This window comes from Flagellimonas sp. 389 (assembly GCF_018449435.1).
In the GTDB taxonomy this organism is placed as follows: Bacteria; Bacteroidota; Bacteroidia; order Flavobacteriales; family Flavobacteriaceae; genus Flagellimonas.
The window spans coordinates 224,687-244,886 of record NZ_JAHCMU010000004.1 but is presented as its reverse complement, the minus strand read 5'-3'; the positions used below and the strand labels follow the sequence as shown (position 1 = coordinate 244,886).

Annotated in this window: 9 protein-coding genes; 6 read left to right on the top strand and 3 right to left on the bottom strand. The window is 40.1% G+C overall.

Annotated elements, in window-relative coordinates; genetic code table 11:
• The first annotated feature begins 12 nt into the window (after positions 1–12).
• Complete coding sequence (locus KIM67_RS05545) at positions 13–1,497, top strand: sulfatase (protein WP_213830347.1); 1,485 nt, start codon at positions 13–15, stop codon at positions 1,495–1,497.
• Positions 1,498–1,688: 191 nt separating this feature from the next.
• Here the strand turns inward: KIM67_RS05545 and KIM67_RS05540 are convergent, their stop codons facing one another.
• Positions 1,689–3,446: a sulfatase gene (locus KIM67_RS05540; protein WP_250149165.1), complete on the bottom strand. Its 1,758-nt coding sequence runs from the start codon at positions 3,444–3,446 to the stop codon at positions 1,689–1,691.
• A gap of 73 nt (positions 3,447–3,519) precedes the next feature.
• On the opposite strand from KIM67_RS05540, the gene KIM67_RS05535 reads away from it, so the two are divergent.
• From KIM67_RS05535 to KIM67_RS05525, 3 genes are all read left to right on the top strand, one after another.
• Positions 3,520–4,998 carry a sialate O-acetylesterase gene (locus KIM67_RS05535; protein WP_213830346.1) on the top strand — a complete coding sequence of 493 codons (1,479 nt, stop codon included), beginning with the start codon at positions 3,520–3,522 and terminating at the stop codon, positions 4,996–4,998.
• Between the two features lie 163 nt (positions 4,999–5,161).
• Positions 5,162–8,641, top strand: coding sequence for a sulfatase-like hydrolase/transferase (locus KIM67_RS05530; RefSeq protein WP_250149164.1), 3,480 nt, complete (start codon positions 5,162–5,164; stop codon positions 8,639–8,641).
• A gap of 54 nt (positions 8,642–8,695) precedes the next feature.
• On the top strand, positions 8,696–10,543 hold the full coding sequence (locus KIM67_RS05525) for a DUF5060 domain-containing protein (protein WP_213830344.1): 1,848 nt from the start codon (positions 8,696–8,698) through the stop codon (positions 10,541–10,543).
• Between the two features lie 36 nt (positions 10,544–10,579).
• Here the strand turns inward: KIM67_RS05525 and KIM67_RS05520 are convergent, their stop codons facing one another.
• Both KIM67_RS05520 and KIM67_RS05515 read right to left on the bottom strand, forming a co-directional pair.
• Positions 10,580–11,929 (bottom strand): Gfo/Idh/MocA family protein, encoded by a 1,350-nt coding sequence (locus tag KIM67_RS05520; RefSeq protein ID WP_213830343.1) that lies wholly within the window; start codon positions 11,927–11,929, stop codon positions 10,580–10,582.
• The gene (locus KIM67_RS05515) at positions 11,913–13,310 is read right to left on the bottom strand and encodes a DUF1080 domain-containing protein (protein ID WP_371815676.1); all 1,398 of its coding nucleotides are present in this window, start codon (positions 13,308–13,310) and stop codon (positions 11,913–11,915) included. Before KIM67_RS05515 ends, KIM67_RS05520 begins: the two co-directional genes overlap by 17 nt.
• Before the next feature lie 232 nt (positions 13,311–13,542).
• On the opposite strand from KIM67_RS05515, the gene KIM67_RS05510 reads away from it, so the two are divergent.
• Positions 13,543–16,695, top strand: coding sequence for a glycoside hydrolase family 2 TIM barrel-domain containing protein (locus KIM67_RS05510; RefSeq protein WP_250149163.1), 3,153 nt, complete (start codon positions 13,543–13,545; stop codon positions 16,693–16,695).
• A gap of 134 nt (positions 16,696–16,829) precedes the next feature.
• Positions 16,830–20,183, top strand: a complete 3,354-nt coding sequence (locus KIM67_RS05505; RefSeq protein ID WP_213830342.1) for a glycosyl hydrolase — start codon at positions 16,830–16,832, stop codon at positions 20,181–20,183.
• The last annotated feature ends 17 nt before the right edge of the window (positions 20,184–20,200 follow it).

The window sequence follows — 20,200 nt, the reverse complement described above, 5'->3', positions numbered from 1 at the left end:
TAAAAATCAAACATGGAAGGTAAAATTCAAGTGTTTTTTGTAGTGTTCACTTTATTATTTAGCGCTTGGCAAGAAGCACCTAAAGAAGAAGATACCGATAAACACAATCCCCCTAACGTTCTTTTCATAGCAGTAGATGATCTGAATACGATGCTAGGTAGCTTAAACGGACCTGCAAAAACGCCAAATATGGACAAACTTGCATCCATGGGCGTTTTATTTTCAGATGCGCACTGCCAAGCACCGTTATGCGGTCCTTCTAGGGCTTCAATAATGACCGGCCTTCGACCTTCCACTACGGGGATGTACGGGATGATTCCCGATAATAAAATTATTTCTGAAAACCCTGCGACAAGAGACATTGTTTTGCTCCCGGAATATTTCAAGCAGAATGGTTACCATACCATGGGTATCGGAAAATTATTTCATATTCACGCTCCGGATAGTCTTTTTGATGAGTCTGGCGGAAGGGTCAAGGGCTTTGGCCCCTACCCCGAGGAAAGATTTGTGTGGGACGGTTTTGGTACTTCAGACAGAAAAAACTATGGTAGAACAAGTACTGATTGGGGAGCATTTCCAGAAGCCGATTCATTAATGCCCGACCACCAATCTGTAAACTGGGCAATAGAACGTTTGGAACGTAAGCATAACAAACCTTTTTTTATGGGTGTTGGCTTTCTTAGGGTTCATGTACCCCTGTACGTTCCACAAAAATGGTTTGATATGTATCCTTTAGAAAGTATTGAAACGATGCCATATAAAGCAGATGATCTGAATGATGTACCCGAAGTGGCTCTTAAAATCAACGACCTTCCAATGATGCCATCTACGGACTGGGCCATTGAGAGTGGGGAGTGGCCAAAAATCATTCAAGCCTATCTAGCATGTATAAGTTATGTAGATTATGAAATTGGTCGCTTGTTAGAAGCGCTTGAGAATAGCGAATATGCAGATAATACAGTTATTGTACTATGGTCCGACCATGGTTATCGCCTGGGCGAAAAAGGCACGTTCGCCAAACATGCTTTGTGGAACACGGCTACACGAGTACCCCTTATATTTGCCGGTTCTACAGTACCAAAGAATAAAATAATTGACGAGCCGGCTGAGTTACTCTCCATGTACCCCACATTGCTTGAACTATGCGGGCTTCCCGTTTATGACAGAAATGAAGGAAAAAGCTTGGTTTCCGCAATGCATGGTAAAAATGATGAAGCATCCGTTGCCATAACCACCTTTGGAATGAATAACCATGCCGTAAAATCCTCTCGTTACCGTTATATCCGATATGAGGATGGTGGAGAAGAGTTTTATGATCTTGAGAACGATCCAAATGAATTTATCAATCTTGCCAGTAGTCCATCTTATATAGATGAAATGAATAAGTTAAAATCAGTTTTGCCAAAGGAAAATTCGATTTGGGATTCAAATTCGTCTTACACTTTTCAACCCTATTTTGTGGAACAGAAAGCACGTGTTAACGGTTCAGAAAAATAGCAGATAAAGTAATGGGAATAATTGGCAAGTATCTTTTATGCTGAATCTTCTAAAGGATTTGTCCTTTGGCAACCTCTCTGATGAACAAGAGAAGAACAATCGGTCAAGTTACAATTGAAAAGATATTTGACCGCTGTTTTTTTATTATTCATATGATTTCATTCAGTTCTTTGAAAACAGAAAACGGAACTTTAAATACCTTTTATCTCATCTGTTTCACTTGGCTTAAATCCAATTCTGTGTGCTTTTACAAGTAAGCCACTACCCTCTTCAATTTTAAATGGTCTTTGGTAGACGTTCCACGATTTTGGTTCCTTATCCTCTTCTCCAATAATTTTATAACCTATCGAAGCACCTTCGGTACCGCATTCAATTGTGACTTTGCCATTTGAAAGCACAACCGTTGGCGCTAAAGTCACTGGTTGGGTTTTTTGTCCATTCCATAACTGGTTAATGAGTTCTATTTCAGGTAAATTGGGTTGATCACCAATACGCACCAACCATCTATCCATCTCTTGACGAAGCTCATTTAATTTATTGGCATATTTTAAATCTTCTGCCAGATTATGTAACTCATGTGGGTCTGACTGGCAATCATACAATTCTTCTACAGGTTTGCTTTCTTTAAACCATAACGATTGAATGGAATCCAATTTCCCTTTAGCGCTTAGACTTAGCAGTTCTTGCATTGTAGGTATCCGTTCCCGATATTCAATAGGCAGGTAATACCCTTGTTCCGGCCTATAATTTCTAATGTACTTGAATCTTTTGTCACGAACAGCACGAATTGCATCGGTAAATGCATCAAAACGGTCTGCGGCCGCATGAATATAGCTTCTTTCCTTTTCAACTTTATGTTCTCCCAAAAAAGCTTGACCTTGAAGATGTTCAGGAGGGTTGGTTCCAGTAAGTGAAAGAAGCGTTGGTGCAAAATCAACAAAACTCACTAGTCGATTATCCTTGGTTCCTGCGTGTATCTTATTCGGAAAACGTACAATCATCGGTGTATTCAATCCTGAATCATAAATTAAACGTTTCTGTCTGGGCAATGGCCCTCCATGATCACCATAGAAAAAAATAATCGTGTTTTCCAGAAGTCCATCGTCTTCTAGCTGTTTTAAGATAGCTCCAACCTGGTTATCCATTTCAGCAATGTTGTTGTACAATTTCCAAATGTCCCGTTTTACAACATCCGTATTGGGCAGATATGGAGGAATCGAAAATTTGGTATCCTTTGGTAAATGCACTTTGGTTTCTGCTTCCGTCATTCGGTCGGGTTTCCATTTATAGTTGGTATCCCCAGATTTATAATGTCTGGTTTCAACATTTCTATGCCCATAAGGTTCAAACAATCCGGATTCATGGGTCTCAGTAAAATTAAAGACGGAAAAAAATGGTTGATCCTTTCCGCGATTGCGCCAATGTGCGTAAGGGCTACTCTCATCCCATGCAGTTACAGGCGCTTTAAATTGATAATCTGTTTTATAGTTATTTGTACAGTAATAACCATCCATGCGCAAGAGTTCGCTGACCATACGTACTTCGGTTGGAGGAACTGCACCGTATTTAGGAAGGCCTGTAGCCTCAGTATATGAAGTGGTCCGCATATGATCGGCACCAATACCTGAAGGATACATGCCCGTTGCAATGGCCGCTCTACTTGGTGCACAGACGCCAGAGGTAGAATACAGACTGGGGTAGACCACGCCTTCTCTTGCCAATCGACTTAAATTGGGGGTAACAATAGTTGAATCTCCAAACGAGGGAAGATAAGCACCCATATCTTCGGTAACCAACCATAAAATGTTAGGTCGCTTTGGCAACTCGTTTTTCATCTCGGTTGACAGTGTATTTTTATCTTGTTTGATCTTATCCTGACAACTTACAACTACGAGTACCAAAAATAATACAATCAAGAACTGTCTTATTACGTAGATGAAAGAATCCATAACTATCATTTTTGTTGTATTTTATGGTTTGTTACAATAATAACAGGATTTATAACCAAACGCACCCTGTACTATGCTGAAAACATACGAAAACAAACATTTTATATGGAATCAACTATGTCCTAAACAAGCGGTACCATGGATACTTTGCATGTACTTGCTTCAAGCTGTCTCTGTTTATGGTCAAGTAGAGCTGCCCTCTTTTTTTGCGGACAACATGGTATTGCAACAAAGTGATTCTGTTCCAATTTGGGGAACGGATATACCGAATACCGATATCCAAATAACCACAAATTGGGATGTGAATCTTTTTACCAAAACAGATACCGAAGGAAACTGGAAAGTAAAACTGAATACCCCCAAAGCATCTTTTGAAACATATCAATTACAAATTAGTGGCACCACCACCGTAACGTTGGAAAATATTCTGATCGGGGAAGTTTGGTTCTGTTCGGGTCAATCCAATATGGAGATGCCAATGAAGGGTTTAGGTAAATCCCCGGTAAACGGTTCAGCTGAATTTATTAAAGATGCCGAAAACAAATTCATACGCTTGTTCAATACGGAACGGGCGGGAAGCTTAAATCCTGAAAAAAATGTGGTAGGAAGCTGGAAAGCGGCAGATAGCACATCGGTTTATAATTTTAGTGCCATTGGATATCTTTTCGGAAAGAAGCTTTTTAACAAATTGAATGTTCCCATCGGTATTATTGAATCAGCCTGGGGCGGCACCCGTATCGAAGCTTGGATACCGAAAGATTCGCTCACAGCCTATGGCGATGTGGTAATTTCCACCAACTTGGCAAAGGACCCAAATCAACGTAAAAAACCCACACAAATCTTTAATGGTATGATTCACCCTTTTCAAGATTTCACCATCAAAGGTTTTTTATGGTACCAAGGAGAAACGAATCGAACCAATCCTGAACCGTATAAGTCCTATCTACACACACTGGTGAACACATGGCGAACACAATGGAGCAATACCGAGTTGCCTTTTTATATCGTACAGATTGCACCTTATGCCTATGAACAATACAGAAAAACACCGGCCATTAATGCTGCATTGATTAGAGAAGCGCAGCTACAGGCTTCTTTTGAAATTCCAAATTCCGGCCTGGTGGTAACCTCAGATGTAGGTCATTGTTCCGATATTCATCCACCCGACAAAGAACCTATCGCAGAAAGACTTAGCTTTTGGGCATTGGCAAAACAATATAACTACACTGATATTGTATATTCAAGTCCAGTTTTACAAGAAATGGAAGTTGAAAAAAACATCGCTACACTATCGTTTGGAAACAAAGAACGTAATTCAATGGTACCCGTTTCCAGTTTTGGGGAACAGCTCAATGGTTTTACTATCGCCGGAAAGGACAGAATTTTCTATCCTGCCGTAGGCAAAATCAATGAAAACGGAACAATTTCAGTAAGTAATGAAAAGGTTGCAGCCCCAGTATCAGTGCGCTATGGTTTTGAGGATTGCTTTGAAGGAATACTCTTCAATTCGGCAAAACTTCCTGTTTCACCTTTTCGAACCGATACGTGGTAATCTATCAATTCTATTATTTGTTCAGGACAGAACAGGATGGATAATACACTCTTGAAATTTAAGTTTGATTGGCATAACATAGCCAGCAATCCTTTGTTGTATAATATCCAAAACGCAAATAATTTTGAAGAAAATGAGATTTGTTATACTTATCCTTTTTTGTTTGACAACTAGCATCACAAAAGCCCAAAAAACAAAACAAGGAACCCAAAAACCCAATATCATTTTCATATTGACGGATGACCAACGGTTTGATGCCATTGGTTATGCAGGCAACAAATTAGTTACTACACCAGAAATGGACCGATTGGCGGAGGAAGGCACTTTCTTTGACAAAGCCATGGTCACCACACCAATATGTGCTGCCAGTAGGGCCAGCATTTTGACAGGCCTCTATGAAAGAACCCATAGTTTCAACTTTAAAACCGGTAATATAAGGGAATCCTATATGGAGAATTCATACCCTAAAATCTTAAGGAAGAATGGATATACTACAGCTTTTTACGGGAAATATGGAGTACGCTATGATGGTTTGGAAAAGCAATTTGACCAATACGAATCCTATGACCGTAACAATAGTTTTGATGACAGACGAGGCTATTATTATAAAAAACTAGGTAAGGACACCGTACATTTAACCCGATATACAGGTCAAAAAGCGTTGGATTTTATATCAAATTCCGATGCTGGAAAACCCTTTTGTCTTTCATTGAGTTTCAGCGCGCCACACGCACACGATAAGGCTGAAAAACAATACTTTTGGCAAGAAGAATCAGATAACTTATTACAGAATACGACCATTCCCAAAGCAGCAATAAGTTCAGATGCCTATTTTGAGGCACAGCCCAAATTTGTTCAAGATGGTTTCAACAGGCTCCGATGGACTTGGCGCTATGATACCCCAGAAAAGTACCAACATAGCGTAAAGGGCTACTACCGCATGATTTCTGGAGTTGACCGTGAAATCACCAAAATCAGGAAAAAATTAAAAGAAAAAGGTATTGATAAAAATACGGTCATCATTTTAATGGGCGATAACGGCTATTTTCTTGGAGAGCGGCAATTGGCTGGTAAATGGTTATTATATGACAACTCCGTTAGAGTGCCCCTTATCATTTTTGACCCTAGGGTAGAAAATCAACAAGATAGTGATGCCCTTGCACTGAACGTTGATGTACCATCGACCATGTTGGATTTAGCGGGCATTGACCAACCACAAAACTGGCACGGTAAAAGTCTAATGCCAATTGCTAAAAATAAGACCGAAAATCTTCAACGTGATACTGTACTGATCGAACATATTTGGGAATTTGAAAGCATCCCCCCTAGCGAAGGAGTACGAACCAAAGATTGGAAGTATTTTCGGTATGTAAATGATCAGTCATTCGAAGAATTGTACGATTTAAAAAAAGACCCAAAAGAGACAAAAAACCTAGCTAAGAATAAGCGATATGCAGAAAAACTGAAGGCGTTTAGGAATAAAACCAATGAATTGATTCTTGAACATTCGGACGCATATTCCGAGGGACCGAAAGACTTGATTGTTGAATTTATCAGAAATACTTCCAATGTCGAAATCATTGATACAAAACCAGAATATGGTTGGGTCGTACCAGAAGGAGCGGTTTTACAATCCGCGTATCAGATTTTGGTTTCATCATCCAAGGAAAATAACGTAAATAATATAGGCGATATATGGGACAGTGGTCAAATAAGAAGTAGCAACTCATCTCAAATTGAACATGATGGAAAGAAACTGGAGGTTGGCAAAACCTATTATTGGAAGGTGAGAATTTGGGATATTGACAACAGACTCTCTAGATACTCAAAATCTCAAGGTTTTGTTATGGGCAAGCCTAAAGCAACATTGACTACGCCCAATAGTTTTCAGGTGGACCGCATCACACCCAAAGTATTTGAAAAAAGAGGTGATGTCCATTTTATTGATTTTGGTAAAGCTGCGTTTGCTACGATGGATTTTACATATGATGCAAAAACAGAACATACCCTTGTTTTTCACGTAGGGGAACAACTTGATGGCAATAGGGTAAACAGAAACCCTCCAAAAAGGAGCCATATCAGATATCAAAGAATTGAAGTCCCTGTCAAACCGAGCCAATTAAAATACCAGCTCCCTATACATATCGATAAAAGAAATACATTGCCCGGCAAGGCCCTGCCCCTTCCCGAAGGCTTTCCTATATTGGTTCCGTTCAGATATGTGGAGGTAGAAGGAGCAAAAGAAACCCTACAACCAGAAAACTTCGAACAATTGGCGCACAATAGTTACTGGGAAAATGACACCAGTGATTTTAAGAGCGATAACGACATCTTGAATCAAGTTTGGGATTTGTGTAAATATTCCATCAAAGCCACCACGTTTAATGGACTGTATGTAGATGGTGACCGAGAGCGGATTCCATATGAAGCCGATGCATATTTGAACCAATTAAGTCATTACACCACCGATCGTGAATATGCCATTGCCAGACAGACCATTGAATATTTCATGGAACACCCTACATGGCCTACAGAATGGCAACAACATGTAGCATTGATGTTCCATGCCGATTATATGTATACCGGCAATACAGAGCTGATTGAGAAGTATTATGAGCCCTTGAAGCATAAGACCTTATATGAACTATCCAATGAAGATGGACTCATAACATCTACAAAAGTTACTCCCGAGTTTATGTATAAGCTTGGTTTTAAGGAAGGGTACAGCAAACCATTGACCGATATTGTGGATTGGCCCTCAGCAGGTTGGGGCGGTGATCCCAATAATAAGGGAGAACGAGATGGCTACGTCTTTACGGACTACAATACCGTAATCAACGCTTTCTACTATAAAAACATGAAAATAATGGCTGAGTTTGCAACTATTTTAGGCAAAACAGAGGAAGCCATTGCATTTGAATTAAGGGCCATAAAAGCAAAGAAAGCGCTCAACAAACAAATGTTCGATTTTGAAAGAGGGATTTACAAAGATGGTATTGGAACCGACCACGCTTCCCTTCATGCCAACATGTTACCGCTAGCATTTAATATGGTTCCAAAAGAACATATTCCTACGGTAGTGGAATTTATAAAATCAAGAAAAATGGCCTGTAGCGTCTATGGATCCCAGTATTTAATGGACGCACTGTACAATGCAGGTGAAGAAGATTATGCATTGGCGCTATTGACAGACACCAGTGATAGAAGTTGGTATAACATGATTCGCCTAGGGTCCACAATCACGCTGGAAGCATGGGACAATAAATACAAAAACAATCTAGATTGGAACCATGCTTGGGGTGCCGTACCAGCAAATGCCATCCCTAGAGGGCTTTGGGGCATTCAACCCAAAACCCCCGGTTTCGGTATTGCCACTATAAAACCACAAATGGGTAATTTAAAAGATAGTTATATTGAAGTCCCGACCATTCGTGGAACCATAAAAGCTACCTATAGCTACAAGACTAAAAGACTTCAGGTATACACCATTGAAATACCTGCCAATATGGTAGCTGAATTCCAGATAACCCCATCCCAGGATAAAGAATTGATGCACAATGGCAAAAAAGTTGTTCCTGCTTTTGGCACGGTACGTTTAGAACCCGGAAAACACGAAATAAAATTGGTCATCAACTCATTCTAAAGTAGCCATTGGGTCTTTGATTGAGTTCTATTTTTAATCTGTAAGAACGTAAACATGGTACAGAAATTTTTACTCCTCTTAATACTGGCATGCATTTCTTGTTCAAAACAACCACAACCTAAATTTGATGGGGAATTGAAGAAATGGCATAAAATTACACTTTCGTTTGAAGGCCCTGATACCGATGAACTTGCAGAGACAAACCCATATCTGGAGTATCGATTGGATGTTACTTTTACCAACGGAAACAAAAGCTATGTGGTACCTGGGTTTTACGCAGCGGACGGTAATGCAGCCGAAACAAGCGCTTCCTCCGGTAATATTTGGCAAGTGAGATTCACACCTGATGCTATTGGGGAATGGATGTATACCGCCTCTTTCAAAAAAGGAAATGAAATTGCAGTGGCAGAAACCGCTGAAGAAGGAGTGTCTGCGGGGTTTATGGATGGACAATCCGGTAGTTTTGAAATTACAGAAACCGATAAAACGGGAAAGGACAATAGAGCCAAAGGCCGCTTGAATTACATTGGAGAGTCGTATTTACAGTTTGAGGAAACTGGAGACTATTTTATTAAACTGGGTGTAGACGCTCCAGAAAATTTGTTGGGCTATGAAGATTTTGATGCCGCTACCAACGCGTTGGACTTCTTAAAAAAATGGGAACCACATGCCAAAGACTTCGAAACCTCAGCCGAACCTTTTGTATGGAAAGAAACTAAAGGGAAAAACCTGTTAGGCGCCATTAATTACTTGGCCTCCGAAGAATTGAATGTCTTTTCATTTCTCACCTTTAACGTAGATGGAGATGATCGTAATATTTTTCCGTACCTTTTAAAAAAGCCCATTGCTGAATATGATGTTTATGCCAGTGACAAAAAGAACAAAGAGGCGTGGGAAAACTTTTTCCATAAAACACGATTGGACGTTTCCAAGCTAGACCAGTGGGAACGTATCTTTGAATATGCTGAGACAAAAGGTATGTTCCTTCACTTTAAAACACATGAGACAGAAACTGACCATTTAATGGATGGAGGCGTTTTTGGCACAGAGACAAAACTATATTATCGAGAACTTATAGCTCGTTTTGGACATCATTTGGTCATGAACTGGAATGTAGGGGAAGAAAATGACCAACCTACGGAGGAGGTGCTGAAAGTGGCCAATTATATTCATAAACTTGACCCCTACCAAAACCATTTGGTCATGCATACGTTTCCAAATAAGGATGACCGCTATGAAGAATTCATTGGTGACCAATCGCCCTTAACCGGGGCATCATTACAATTAAGTGATGCTGAATTCAAAGACGTACATCCAAGGGTTCTAAAGTGGAGAAATAAATCGAATGCTACAGGCAGAAAATGGGCGCTTTCCGTTGATGAACCTGGCAAGGCGAATATTGCACTACTGCCAGATGACGAGGACATGGAGCATAACTTGGCACGTGCGAATGCACTATGGGGAACGCTTATGGCAGGAGGATTTGGTGTGGAATGGTATTTTGGCTACGCTAGTCCAAACTCTGATCTTACCTGTGAAGATTTTAGGAGCCGCGATTTGTTTTGGGATCAAAACAGACATGCGCTTAACTTTTTTGAAACCCATATTCCGTTTTGGGAAATGGAACCAGCAAATAGACTCACGACAGATGATACAAGTTTTTGCTTCGCTAAAGAAAATGAACTGTATCTTATCTATCTTCCTATGGAACTTGAAACTACATCCTTAGATTTAGGTGATTCAGATAAAGATTTCACTATAAAATGGTACAATCCTAGAGATGGTGGTGACCTTAAAGATGGTTCGGTAACTCTTACCAAAGCAAGTGGCTCAGTTGATTTAGGCCTCCCTCCTATTGAACCTAATAAAGATTGGGTGGCTTTGGTTACTGTAAAAAAATAAATCATCAAAAGCGTTTTTACTATACCACTTAATTGATTAGAGTAAAAATTTACTTTTCCACGATTCTTCATAAGGTTTTCCCCAATGTTTCATCGCTTCTTGGTTGAACATTGTTCCGTTTTTGCTATCAATCTCAAAGTTTTCATTGATTCTTGATGAGACGTTTGCATAATGAACCATGGACATAGATATGTTGGCATCGTCAATTGGGGCATTTAAAGTTGCCTTGCCTCTAACCGTGTCAAAAAAGTTCATGACATGTGTGGTAGACATATTACCGCCGCCGCCCAACGCTATACCAGATTCACCTGTTTTGCCCTTACTTTCCTCAACAAGCTCTCCTTTTCTATTGTACAGCTTATGATGGCTCCGGTTCACAAAAACTGTTCCTTCGGTACCATAAATAATAACACCTCGACCACTACCATAAGTGTTGTAGGCATTTCTACTTTTGCCATCCCATTCAATTTGCTTGTTATCCTCAAAAGTAAATCTAGCTAACATGGTATCATACATTTCCCAACCATCGTCTACAAAATGCCTTTTCGCAGCGTTAACCTCTACCATTTGTGGATAGTTGACATTTAATGCCCATCTAGCAACATCCAATTCATGTGTAGCATTATTGCCCATTTCGGCGGTGGCATAGTTCCATCCGTACCAGTGCCAGTTGTAGTTCCAGGTTTCTGAAGTATACTCGCGATGTACTGCAGGACCTTGCCAAAGATTCCAATCCAAGCCCTCAGGAACCGCTGCCTTTTTCTGAAGCGGTACCGCCCCTCTTCCATTACTATAAAAAGCGACGGCTTTGTAGGCATCACCGATAGCCTTATCATGGATTTTTTTAATAATTTCTTGGGTTTGGCCAGAAGAACGTTGCTGATTACCCATCTGTACCACTTTATCATACTTTTTTGCGGCTTCAACCAGAAGTTCATTCTCCTCCATGGTACAACTACTGGGTTTTTCGACATATACATGCTTCCCCGACTTCAAGGCCATAATAGAACCGGGAGTGTGCCAATGGTCGGGGGTGGAATTGATTAGAACATCGACTTTGTCATCATCCAATACCTTGAAAATATCTTTCTCAAGTTTTAGCGCATAATCAATATGCTCTTTAAACTTGGTGGCTGCCTTTGCCATTTGACTTTCCATGGGGTCACATAGATATAATAAGCGGACGTTACTTTTTTTATGTGCAATAGGATCATAAAAAGCACCCAACCTTCGGCCTAAACCGGCAATGGCAACATGAAGTCGGTCGTTGGCACCTATAATATTTCGATAGCTTTTGGCACTCATAGACATGGAGGAAGCGCTTACTAGACCTAGTCCGCCCAATGCGGATTTTTTTACAAAATCCCTTCTATTCTGCTTGCTCATACGTTTTTATTTTGATGTTTTTGAAAGAAACCCGATCACCGTGATCTTGAAGAAGGATATTGCCCTTTTCCAAAAGTCCAAAATTGGGCCAATCCTTATACTTACTTTCACTTACCAACTTTAAAAAGTCTTCGCTGCCACGCTCGTATTCAAGTACCTTTATACCATTGAGCCAATGTTCAACATTGTTCTCTTTAGAAACGATATGGGCGGTATTCCATTCCCCGATAGCGTTCATATGTTTATTGGTGTCCGCTTGGATCAAATCATATAGCGAACCTACAGTCCTGCTTCCTTCGTGGTTTCCCAATTTAGCATCGGGATGCCGTTCATCGTCCAAGATTTGAAACTCCAATCCAATAGAGGAGCCTTCTCCTTTATTCAGTTCGGTATCCACATAATATTTAATACCACTATTGGCACCTTCGGTAATCTTAAAATCGGTCTTCATTTCAAAATCTCCATAAAGCTTTTTGGTCACAATATCCCCAACAGCTTCAGATTCACCGCCGCCACTTGCTAGAACGGTCAACACACCATCCTCAATTTCCCAGCCAGTTTCAGGAAATTCCTCTAATTTAGCTCCTCTCCAACCATTGGTTGTTTTACCGTCCCATAGCATTTGCCACCCATCTTTCTTCTCTTGAAAAGTCAATTGATTTTTGGTAATTATAGGTGCTAAGGATATTGATTTACTATAACTTGATACATCTTTAGTGATAAATTCAAGGTTTTTCCAGCGTATATCAACGCCTGGTTTTCCTCTCTTTCCAATACTGTGTACTTGAAGGGCAATGAAACCTTCATTGGTCATGTTATCAATCAAATGTGCGGCGGGAATTCCATTGATCCAAGTTTTAATGGTATCGCCTATGGCCTCTATGCGGTAATGGTTCCAGTCGTTTGGTTTATATGCTTGCTGAGCTTCTGGATTTCCTTCAAGCGGATGCAGCCATTTTCTTCTTTTTTCATCATAGATGCCTCCGCTCCAAGCTCTTTTTGAGGGGTCTATCTCTACTTGATATCCATGGACAATACCATTACGGTACCAAGGAAAGCTATTACTCCTGATTTGAACCCCGGAGTTAGATACGGAATCAGTCTTAAAATCCAATTCCAAGATAAAATCAGTATACAGCGAATCAGTAGCCAGAAAAGTGTTTGGTGTATTGGCAACGGTAGTACCCACAATTTCACCATTCTCTACTCTATAGGTTGCCTCTCCTCCTAAGGTATGCCAGCCTTGCAATGTTTCCCCATCAAAGATGGGAGTAAGATGGTTGTCTTGTTTGCTATCATTACAGCTTGCCATCAAAATAAAAATCGATACCAGAGAAAAGTATCGAAAACCAATGTTTAGGTTGTTAAAAATCATTTTCATTTATAAAAATTTAAGTCTTAAAGGTACCCAATATCCATCATAAACTATCCTGTGGTTACATGCATATTTGCGTAAACTTTTCATGTAAATCAACATAAATATACTTTTAGAGAAGAAGTTTAAATGGCATGATTCACTACCATGGGGACAGTATACCACAGGATACCCTAATTGAGGTAAAATGTTAGCTTGCTAAATAAATAATCGTTTTAGTTCATTGGAATTTTATACCATGAGCAAAAGTATTGTTGGCTTACTTTTACCTTTCATCTTGCTCTTTTCTTGCCAATTGCAGCAGAAAGAAGCTTCAACTCTAGAACCATTCTTTATGAAATTGCGAATACGTTTAAAAGAAAGTTTACTTTCATTATTTCTACTTTTTCTTTCAGTATCACAGGGCTTTTCACAACGTACCGAAACCAACTTTAATCAAGATTGGCGATTTATTCTAGAGGACAACCCTACCTTTTCAGAGGAAAACCTAAATGATTCCATTTGGACGACTCTAGACGTTCCTCACGATTGGTCTTTCGAAAAAGGTGTTAGGGAAGGTGGTGACCAAGGTCAAGGTGGCGGTTATCACGATGGTGGAATCGGTTGGTATCATAAATCTTTCGAACTGAATAAAGAAAGGCTTTCAAACACTACATATATTGAATTTGAAGGAGTCTACATGAACAGCGAAGTATGGGTCAACGGGGTGTATTTGGGCAAACGACCTTATGGGTATATCAGTTTCAGGTATGATATTACCGAACATTTAAAAGAAGGGCAAAATACCATTGCTGTCCGTGTGGACAACAGTTTGGAACCATCTGCGCGCTGGTATCATCCTTGCGGTATCTACGCCCCTGTACATTTGATAGAAGTACAACCTACACACATTGCGCCAAATGGCATTTTTATAACCACCCCTAATATTACTGATTCAAAAGCCACAGTAGTTGCAAAAATCAACATGATTAAAGTAAAAAAAGGCTTGGTTTTAAAGGCAAGCGTACTTTCTCCTAAAGGAAAAATTCTTGTAACTACTTCAAAAAATATCAAAAACATCGAAGATGACTTCCAAGTTGAACTTGAGGTGGCAAACCCCTCGTTTTGGAGTCCAGAAACACCGGAAGTATACCAGCTCATCACCCAAATAGAGAGCAAAGGAACAGTACTTGACGAAGTCAAGACCAATTTTGGTTTTAGAACGATTGAATGGAAGACAGAAACCGGGTTTTGGCTCAATGGTGAGAATATCAAATTAAAAGGTGTCTGCGAGCATTGGGAAGGTGGCCCTGTCGGCGGTGCTTGGACCAAACCTATGCTGCGTTGGAAACTTCAATTACTAAAAGACATGGGCATTAATGCCATTCGTCCATCACACAACCCTACTCCACCGATGTTCTATGATCTTTGTGATGAAATTGGCTTGTTGGTGATGGACGAAATTTTTGATGGTTGGCATAAAAAAGCAGCACAGGATTATGGAAAACAAGCATTTGATGCCTGGTGGCAGCGTGATGTCAAAGAATGGATTACCAGAGACCGTAATCATCCCAGCATTTTTGTTTGGAGTTTGGGTAATGAAACCTATAGTACTATTGCTCCAGAACTAGTGAAATTCGGAAAGAGTTTGGATGCTACACGCTTGTTCACCTCTGGAGCGGGGAATAGTGAGGACATGGAAATTATTGGCGTTAATGGGGGTTCTGAAACAAAAAGATTCATTGAAAGTAAAACCTTTGATAAGCCGTTCATTTCTACTGAAGCACCCCATACATGGCAAACGCGTGGCTATTACAGAACACAAACGTGGTGGCGCGACAATGAGTTGCCTGGCACATATCCATTACCAAATTTAACGGAAAAGGAAATTTTCTTTTATGAAGGTATCAACCCTAAAAATTGGAAAAATAGAAAGCAAAGTTTCAATTCATCATACGATAATGCTACGGTTAGAGTATCTGCAAGAAAATATTGGGAAGTAGTACGCGATTTACCTTGGCATAGCGGCCATTTCCGCTGGACAGGTTTTGATTATTATGGAGAAGCTGGTCTGGCACACGGAGGTTTACCGTTTAATTTATTCATGGGCGGTGCTTTGGATGTAGCAGGATTCAAAAAGGATTTGTTCTATTTCTACCAAAGCCAATGGACCAAAGAAACTATGCTCCATGTGTTTCCAAGCTGGACACACCCAAGAATGAAAAAAGGAACCGTAATCCCTGTTTGGGTCTATTCCAATGCCGATGAGGTAGAATTGTTCCTTAACGGAAAGTCCTTAGGAAAAGATAGACCAGGCAAAGTTTGGAACGAAATGCAGTGCGAATGGATGGTGCACTACCAAGAAGGAACATTGGAAGCCATAGCGTACAATAAAGGAAAAGAGGTGAAGCGCATAACTTTAAACACAAGCGGGCAACCTTCAAAATTAAAAACTACAATACATAAATTAGATGCTGAAGGTGGTTTTAATTCTAGTTATATAGTAACCTCAGAAGGTTTGGATGCCAACGGCAATTTATTTCCATATGCAGAAAACAAAGTGTATTATAATGTATTGGGCAATTTAGAAAAAGTATCGATTGAAAACGGAAACCCTATAGATCCAACAAGTCGTACCAAAGCAGATTATAGGAGTATGTTTTTTGGAAAAGTAAGATTGTTTCTAGAAGAAAAACAAAATGCTCAAGAAGGTTCACTTATTACCGGAGCCATTTTAGGCGACAAAGCTTTGTATGTATCCAATAAAATAACAATCGATGCAAAACAGATACGTGTATTCGGCAAATCACGTTTCCCTCAATTAGAAATTTTGTACACTACAAATGGTGATAACCCAGAAACTAACGGAATAGCCTATAAAGGAGTTTTCGAAGTTACAGATGGCACTACCGTTAAGGCTGTTGTAAAACAAAATGGGAAAGTCGTTTTGAATATGATTGAGAAATTTGAAAAAAATGAAGGCCTATTTTGGGGTGATGAACATTCAGAAGATATGTGGATCGGGAGAGGAATCAATATTGCCGCAGAAGAGGGTATCATGGAAGGTGGAGCAAAATCGAGTAAAAATGCGCATCGATTTAAAGGTAGTGGGTTTGTAAAATTCGATGGAAAAGAAGGTGCAATAACGTGGTATCAAGAAAACGATGGTGAGGCCGGTGATTATAGCATTCGGTTCAGATATATGCACAACAATACAGATCAACTGCATCCGATGGAATTATACGTAAACGATGAATACATCAGAACGCTAGAGTTTCATCCAACGGGGGGTTGGGAAAAAGAATGGAAATTTGTGCCAACCATTATTACCCTTAACACTGGAGCAAATAACATTCAATTAAAGACTACTGGCAAAAGCGGACCTTTTATTGATGAATTGTACATTGATTAAATACCGATAATACACTACAGATACATTCTGGATTTTGGATTTCTAAATAGTATAACTTGAACTTTTAACACCATACAGTACAGGATACTTCAACAAGGGCAATAAAGTATTTTAGTTGACCAGGATTTTGTAGTATGCGAAACTTCATAGCTAGTTTTATTTTACCGTTCATCTTACTCCTTTCTTGCCAAACGGAGAAAAAGGAAACATCCAACCTAGAAGATGAATTCAAAAATCCTCCAGAGGCATCTAGACCTAGAACATGGATGCATGCCATGAGCGGAAATATGACCAAAGCCGGGATTACGAAAGATTTAGAAGCAATGGCAGAAGTTGGCCTCGGAGGCTTGTTGTTGTTCAATATCACACAGGGTATACCCAATGGCCCTATCAAATACAATTCTCCCGAACATCATGAGATGATTTCACATGCCGCCAAGGAAGCTCAGCGATTGGGACTCACTTTTGGGGTACACAATTGTGATGGATGGTCAGCCAGTGGTGGACCTTGGATTACCCCTGAGGAATCCATGAAAATGGTAGTTTGGAGTGAAACGCAAGTATCTGGTGGAGACATTGAATTGGTACTTGAAAAACCAACGGAACGAGAAGGTTTTTATAGAGACATTGCCGTAATCGCCTATCCAGCTTTGGAATCCGAACTGGATGATGCCACCAACACGCCCACCCTAACCTCTTCAGATAAACGCCTTGATATTTCAATAGTTTCTGATGGTAAAGTCGATGATGTATCCGAATTAGGTGCCAAAAACAATAAGAATCCTTGGCTACAATTCAACTACCAGTATCCAAAGACCATACGCTCGGTCAAGATCGTCTTCAATGACAGGCATGCAAAAGCAATTTTGCAGACCAGTGAAGATGGTACAAATTTCAAGGACGTAAGAGATTTATTTAAAGTCCGAACCGGAAAAGGGGAATGGGCCATTAACGACCATTTTGAAGGTATCACATCAAAATACTTTAGATTACAGTTCAACCAATCAATCAAACTAAAAGAGGCGCAGCTCACTAGCACCTATTTCATAAACAACCCTTTAGGCAGGACTTCGATTGCCCGAACAGAAGACCATCAATTGGATGCGATTGGCAATGCAAATGATGGAATGATTATCGCCAAAGAAGACATTAAAGATTTAAGTAAAAACATGACCGAAGCCGGAATATTGAAAGCAACTCTACCTAGAGGAAGCTGGACTATCTTACGTTTCGGGTATACCTCTACAGGTGCCTTTAACAATCCTGCATCTGACGAGGGTCGTGGATTGGAGGTAGATAAATTAAGTCGGGCGCCTTTTAAAAAACACTACGACGCCTTTATCAAGAAAGTGGTTGAAAATGCTGAAGGGTTAGCACCTAATGCTTTAAAGTATGCTGAAATCGACAGCTATGAAATGGGAGGGCAAAACTGGACAGAGGGTTTTGCTGAAATATTTTCAAATGAAAAAGGATATGACTTCATCTCCAAACTACCTCTAGTTGCAGGGCGTTTCATAGAAAGTCCAGAAGCCTCTGAAGCCGTTCTTTATGACTATCGTCAAGTCATAACTAACTTAATGACCAAAAACTATTTTCAATACTTTACCGAACTCTGTAATGCTGATGGTCTGGAAAGCTACATTGAACCTTATGGATTTGGCCCTTTAAATGATTTGGACGTTGGTGGAGTAACCGATATCCCCATGGGCGAATTTTGGATGAATAGACCCATTACCCAGACCGCATCTGCGGTTTCTTCGGCACATATTTATGGGAAACCTGTCATTTCTGCAGAATCCTTTACCTCAAGGCCAGAAATCAACTGGAAAGGTCACCCGGCAATGGCAAAAACATCCGGTGATTTAGCCTGGACCTATGGTATCAATGAGTTTATGTTTCATCGTTTTGCGCATCAAGCCAACACTCATGCCGAACCCGGCATGACCATGAACCGTTGGGGCTTTCATTTTGACCGTACCCAAACCTGGTGGAAAAACGCAGGAGCTGCTTGGTTCGATTATATCGCTCGTGGTTCTCATATGCTTCGGCAAGGCGTACCAGTTTCCGATATGTTGGTCTATGTGGGTGAAGGAACCCCAAATTCTTCCTATTACAGAACAGATTTTAATCCCGTGATTCCAAAACAAATCAATTTTGACAATGTCAACACCGATGTACTTCGCAACCGATTAAAAATTGAAAATGGCGAATTAAAACTTCCGGAGGGAACCACCTACAAAATATTGGTGTTGAAAAATAGTGAGACACTTTCTCTGCCAACACTAAAGCGAATCCTTGAAATTGCAAAAAGCGGGGTTCCCATTTTCGGTGATAGACCGAAAAAGTTATCCGGATATCAAGCATCAGCAGAATCAAAAAAGCAGTTTGAGCAGTTGGCCAAGGAATTGGCACCTTTGATAGGTGATATAGATGATTGGAAAAAGGTAATGAACACCGCTAAATTGGTGCCCGATATGGACATTCTCAATGGTGATGCGGTAGATTACGTCCATAGAAAAACAAATGAAGAGGATATTTACTTCTTTTTTAATGCCGATACCATTGGCACCAAAACGTTCAGGACCTCTTTTAGGGTAGCAAATAAAATTCCTGAACTATGGAATCCCATGGATGGTAGCATTACCAAAATGGCACAGTTCAAAAATGAAGGAAATAATACAGTTACAGATATTGAGTTGAATACAGGCGAATCGGTATTCGTAGTTTTCCGTGAAGAAGCTTCCGATATTGAATCGATACATACACCTGTAGATGATGTATTATTTAAGTTATCCAAGGAAAATAAACTACAAGCCACTACAGCTACAATCGGTAATTACGACGTGCAATTATCATCAGGAAAAACATGGGAAGTTTCAATAAAAGATATTCCTGAACCTGTTGATATTTCAAAAGATTGGGAAGTTTCGTTCCAAGAAGGCCATGGTTATGGCGGTATTGTGCAATTTGAATCCTTAGTGGATTGGAGCAAACATGAAATAGACTCCATCAACTATTATAGCGGTACCGCTACGTATGTGAAAGATTTCAATTTGACCAAAGACCATATTGAAGCGAATACTAACGTAACCTTAGATTTGGGAACGGTCCATATCGCTGCAGAAGTTATCATCAATGGAAAAAAAGTTGCTGTTTCGTGGATGCCACCTTTCCAGTTGGATGTAACCGATTTTGTTCATCTTGGAAACAATACCTTAGAAATTCAACTTACCAATCTATGGAGCAACCGTTTGATTGGTGATGAACGCTATCCCCCAAATGATGGTGGGTATCAACTAGGGCAGCATAGAGCTACATCCTTGACGATGCCAGAATGGTACACCAACAATGAACCTAGGCCCCCGGGAAAAAGAACAACTTTCACCACAGCGCCCTTTTATAAGAAAGATGATCCATTAGTTCCTTCAGGATTGATAGGGCCCGTACAAATTCATTTCTCAAAGACAATAACGAAATCTTCAAACTAAGCAAATGAATTACTTGC

Coding starts and splice junctions, on each gene's coding strand:
- KIM67_RS05505 (WP_213830342.1), top strand. CDS start 16,830: ATGCGAAACTTCATAGCTAGTTTTATTTTACCGTTCATCTTACTCCTT.
- KIM67_RS05545 (WP_213830347.1), top strand. CDS start 13: ATGGAAGGTAAAATTCAAGTGTTTTTTGTAGTGTTCACTTTATTATTT.
- KIM67_RS05540 (WP_250149165.1), bottom strand. CDS start 3,446: ATGGATTCTTTCATCTACGTAATAAGACAGTTCTTGATTGTATTATTT.
- KIM67_RS05535 (WP_213830346.1), top strand. CDS start 3,520: ATGCTGAAAACATACGAAAACAAACATTTTATATGGAATCAACTATGT.
- KIM67_RS05520 (WP_213830343.1), bottom strand. CDS start 11,929: ATGAGCAAGCAGAATAGAAGGGATTTTGTAAAAAAATCCGCATTGGGC.
- KIM67_RS05525 (WP_213830344.1), top strand. CDS start 8,696: ATGGTACAGAAATTTTTACTCCTCTTAATACTGGCATGCATTTCTTGT.
- KIM67_RS05510 (WP_250149163.1), top strand. CDS start 13,543: ATGAGCAAAAGTATTGTTGGCTTACTTTTACCTTTCATCTTGCTCTTT.
- KIM67_RS05515 (WP_371815676.1), bottom strand. CDS start 13,310: ATGAAAATGATTTTTAACAACCTAAACATTGGTTTTCGATACTTTTCT.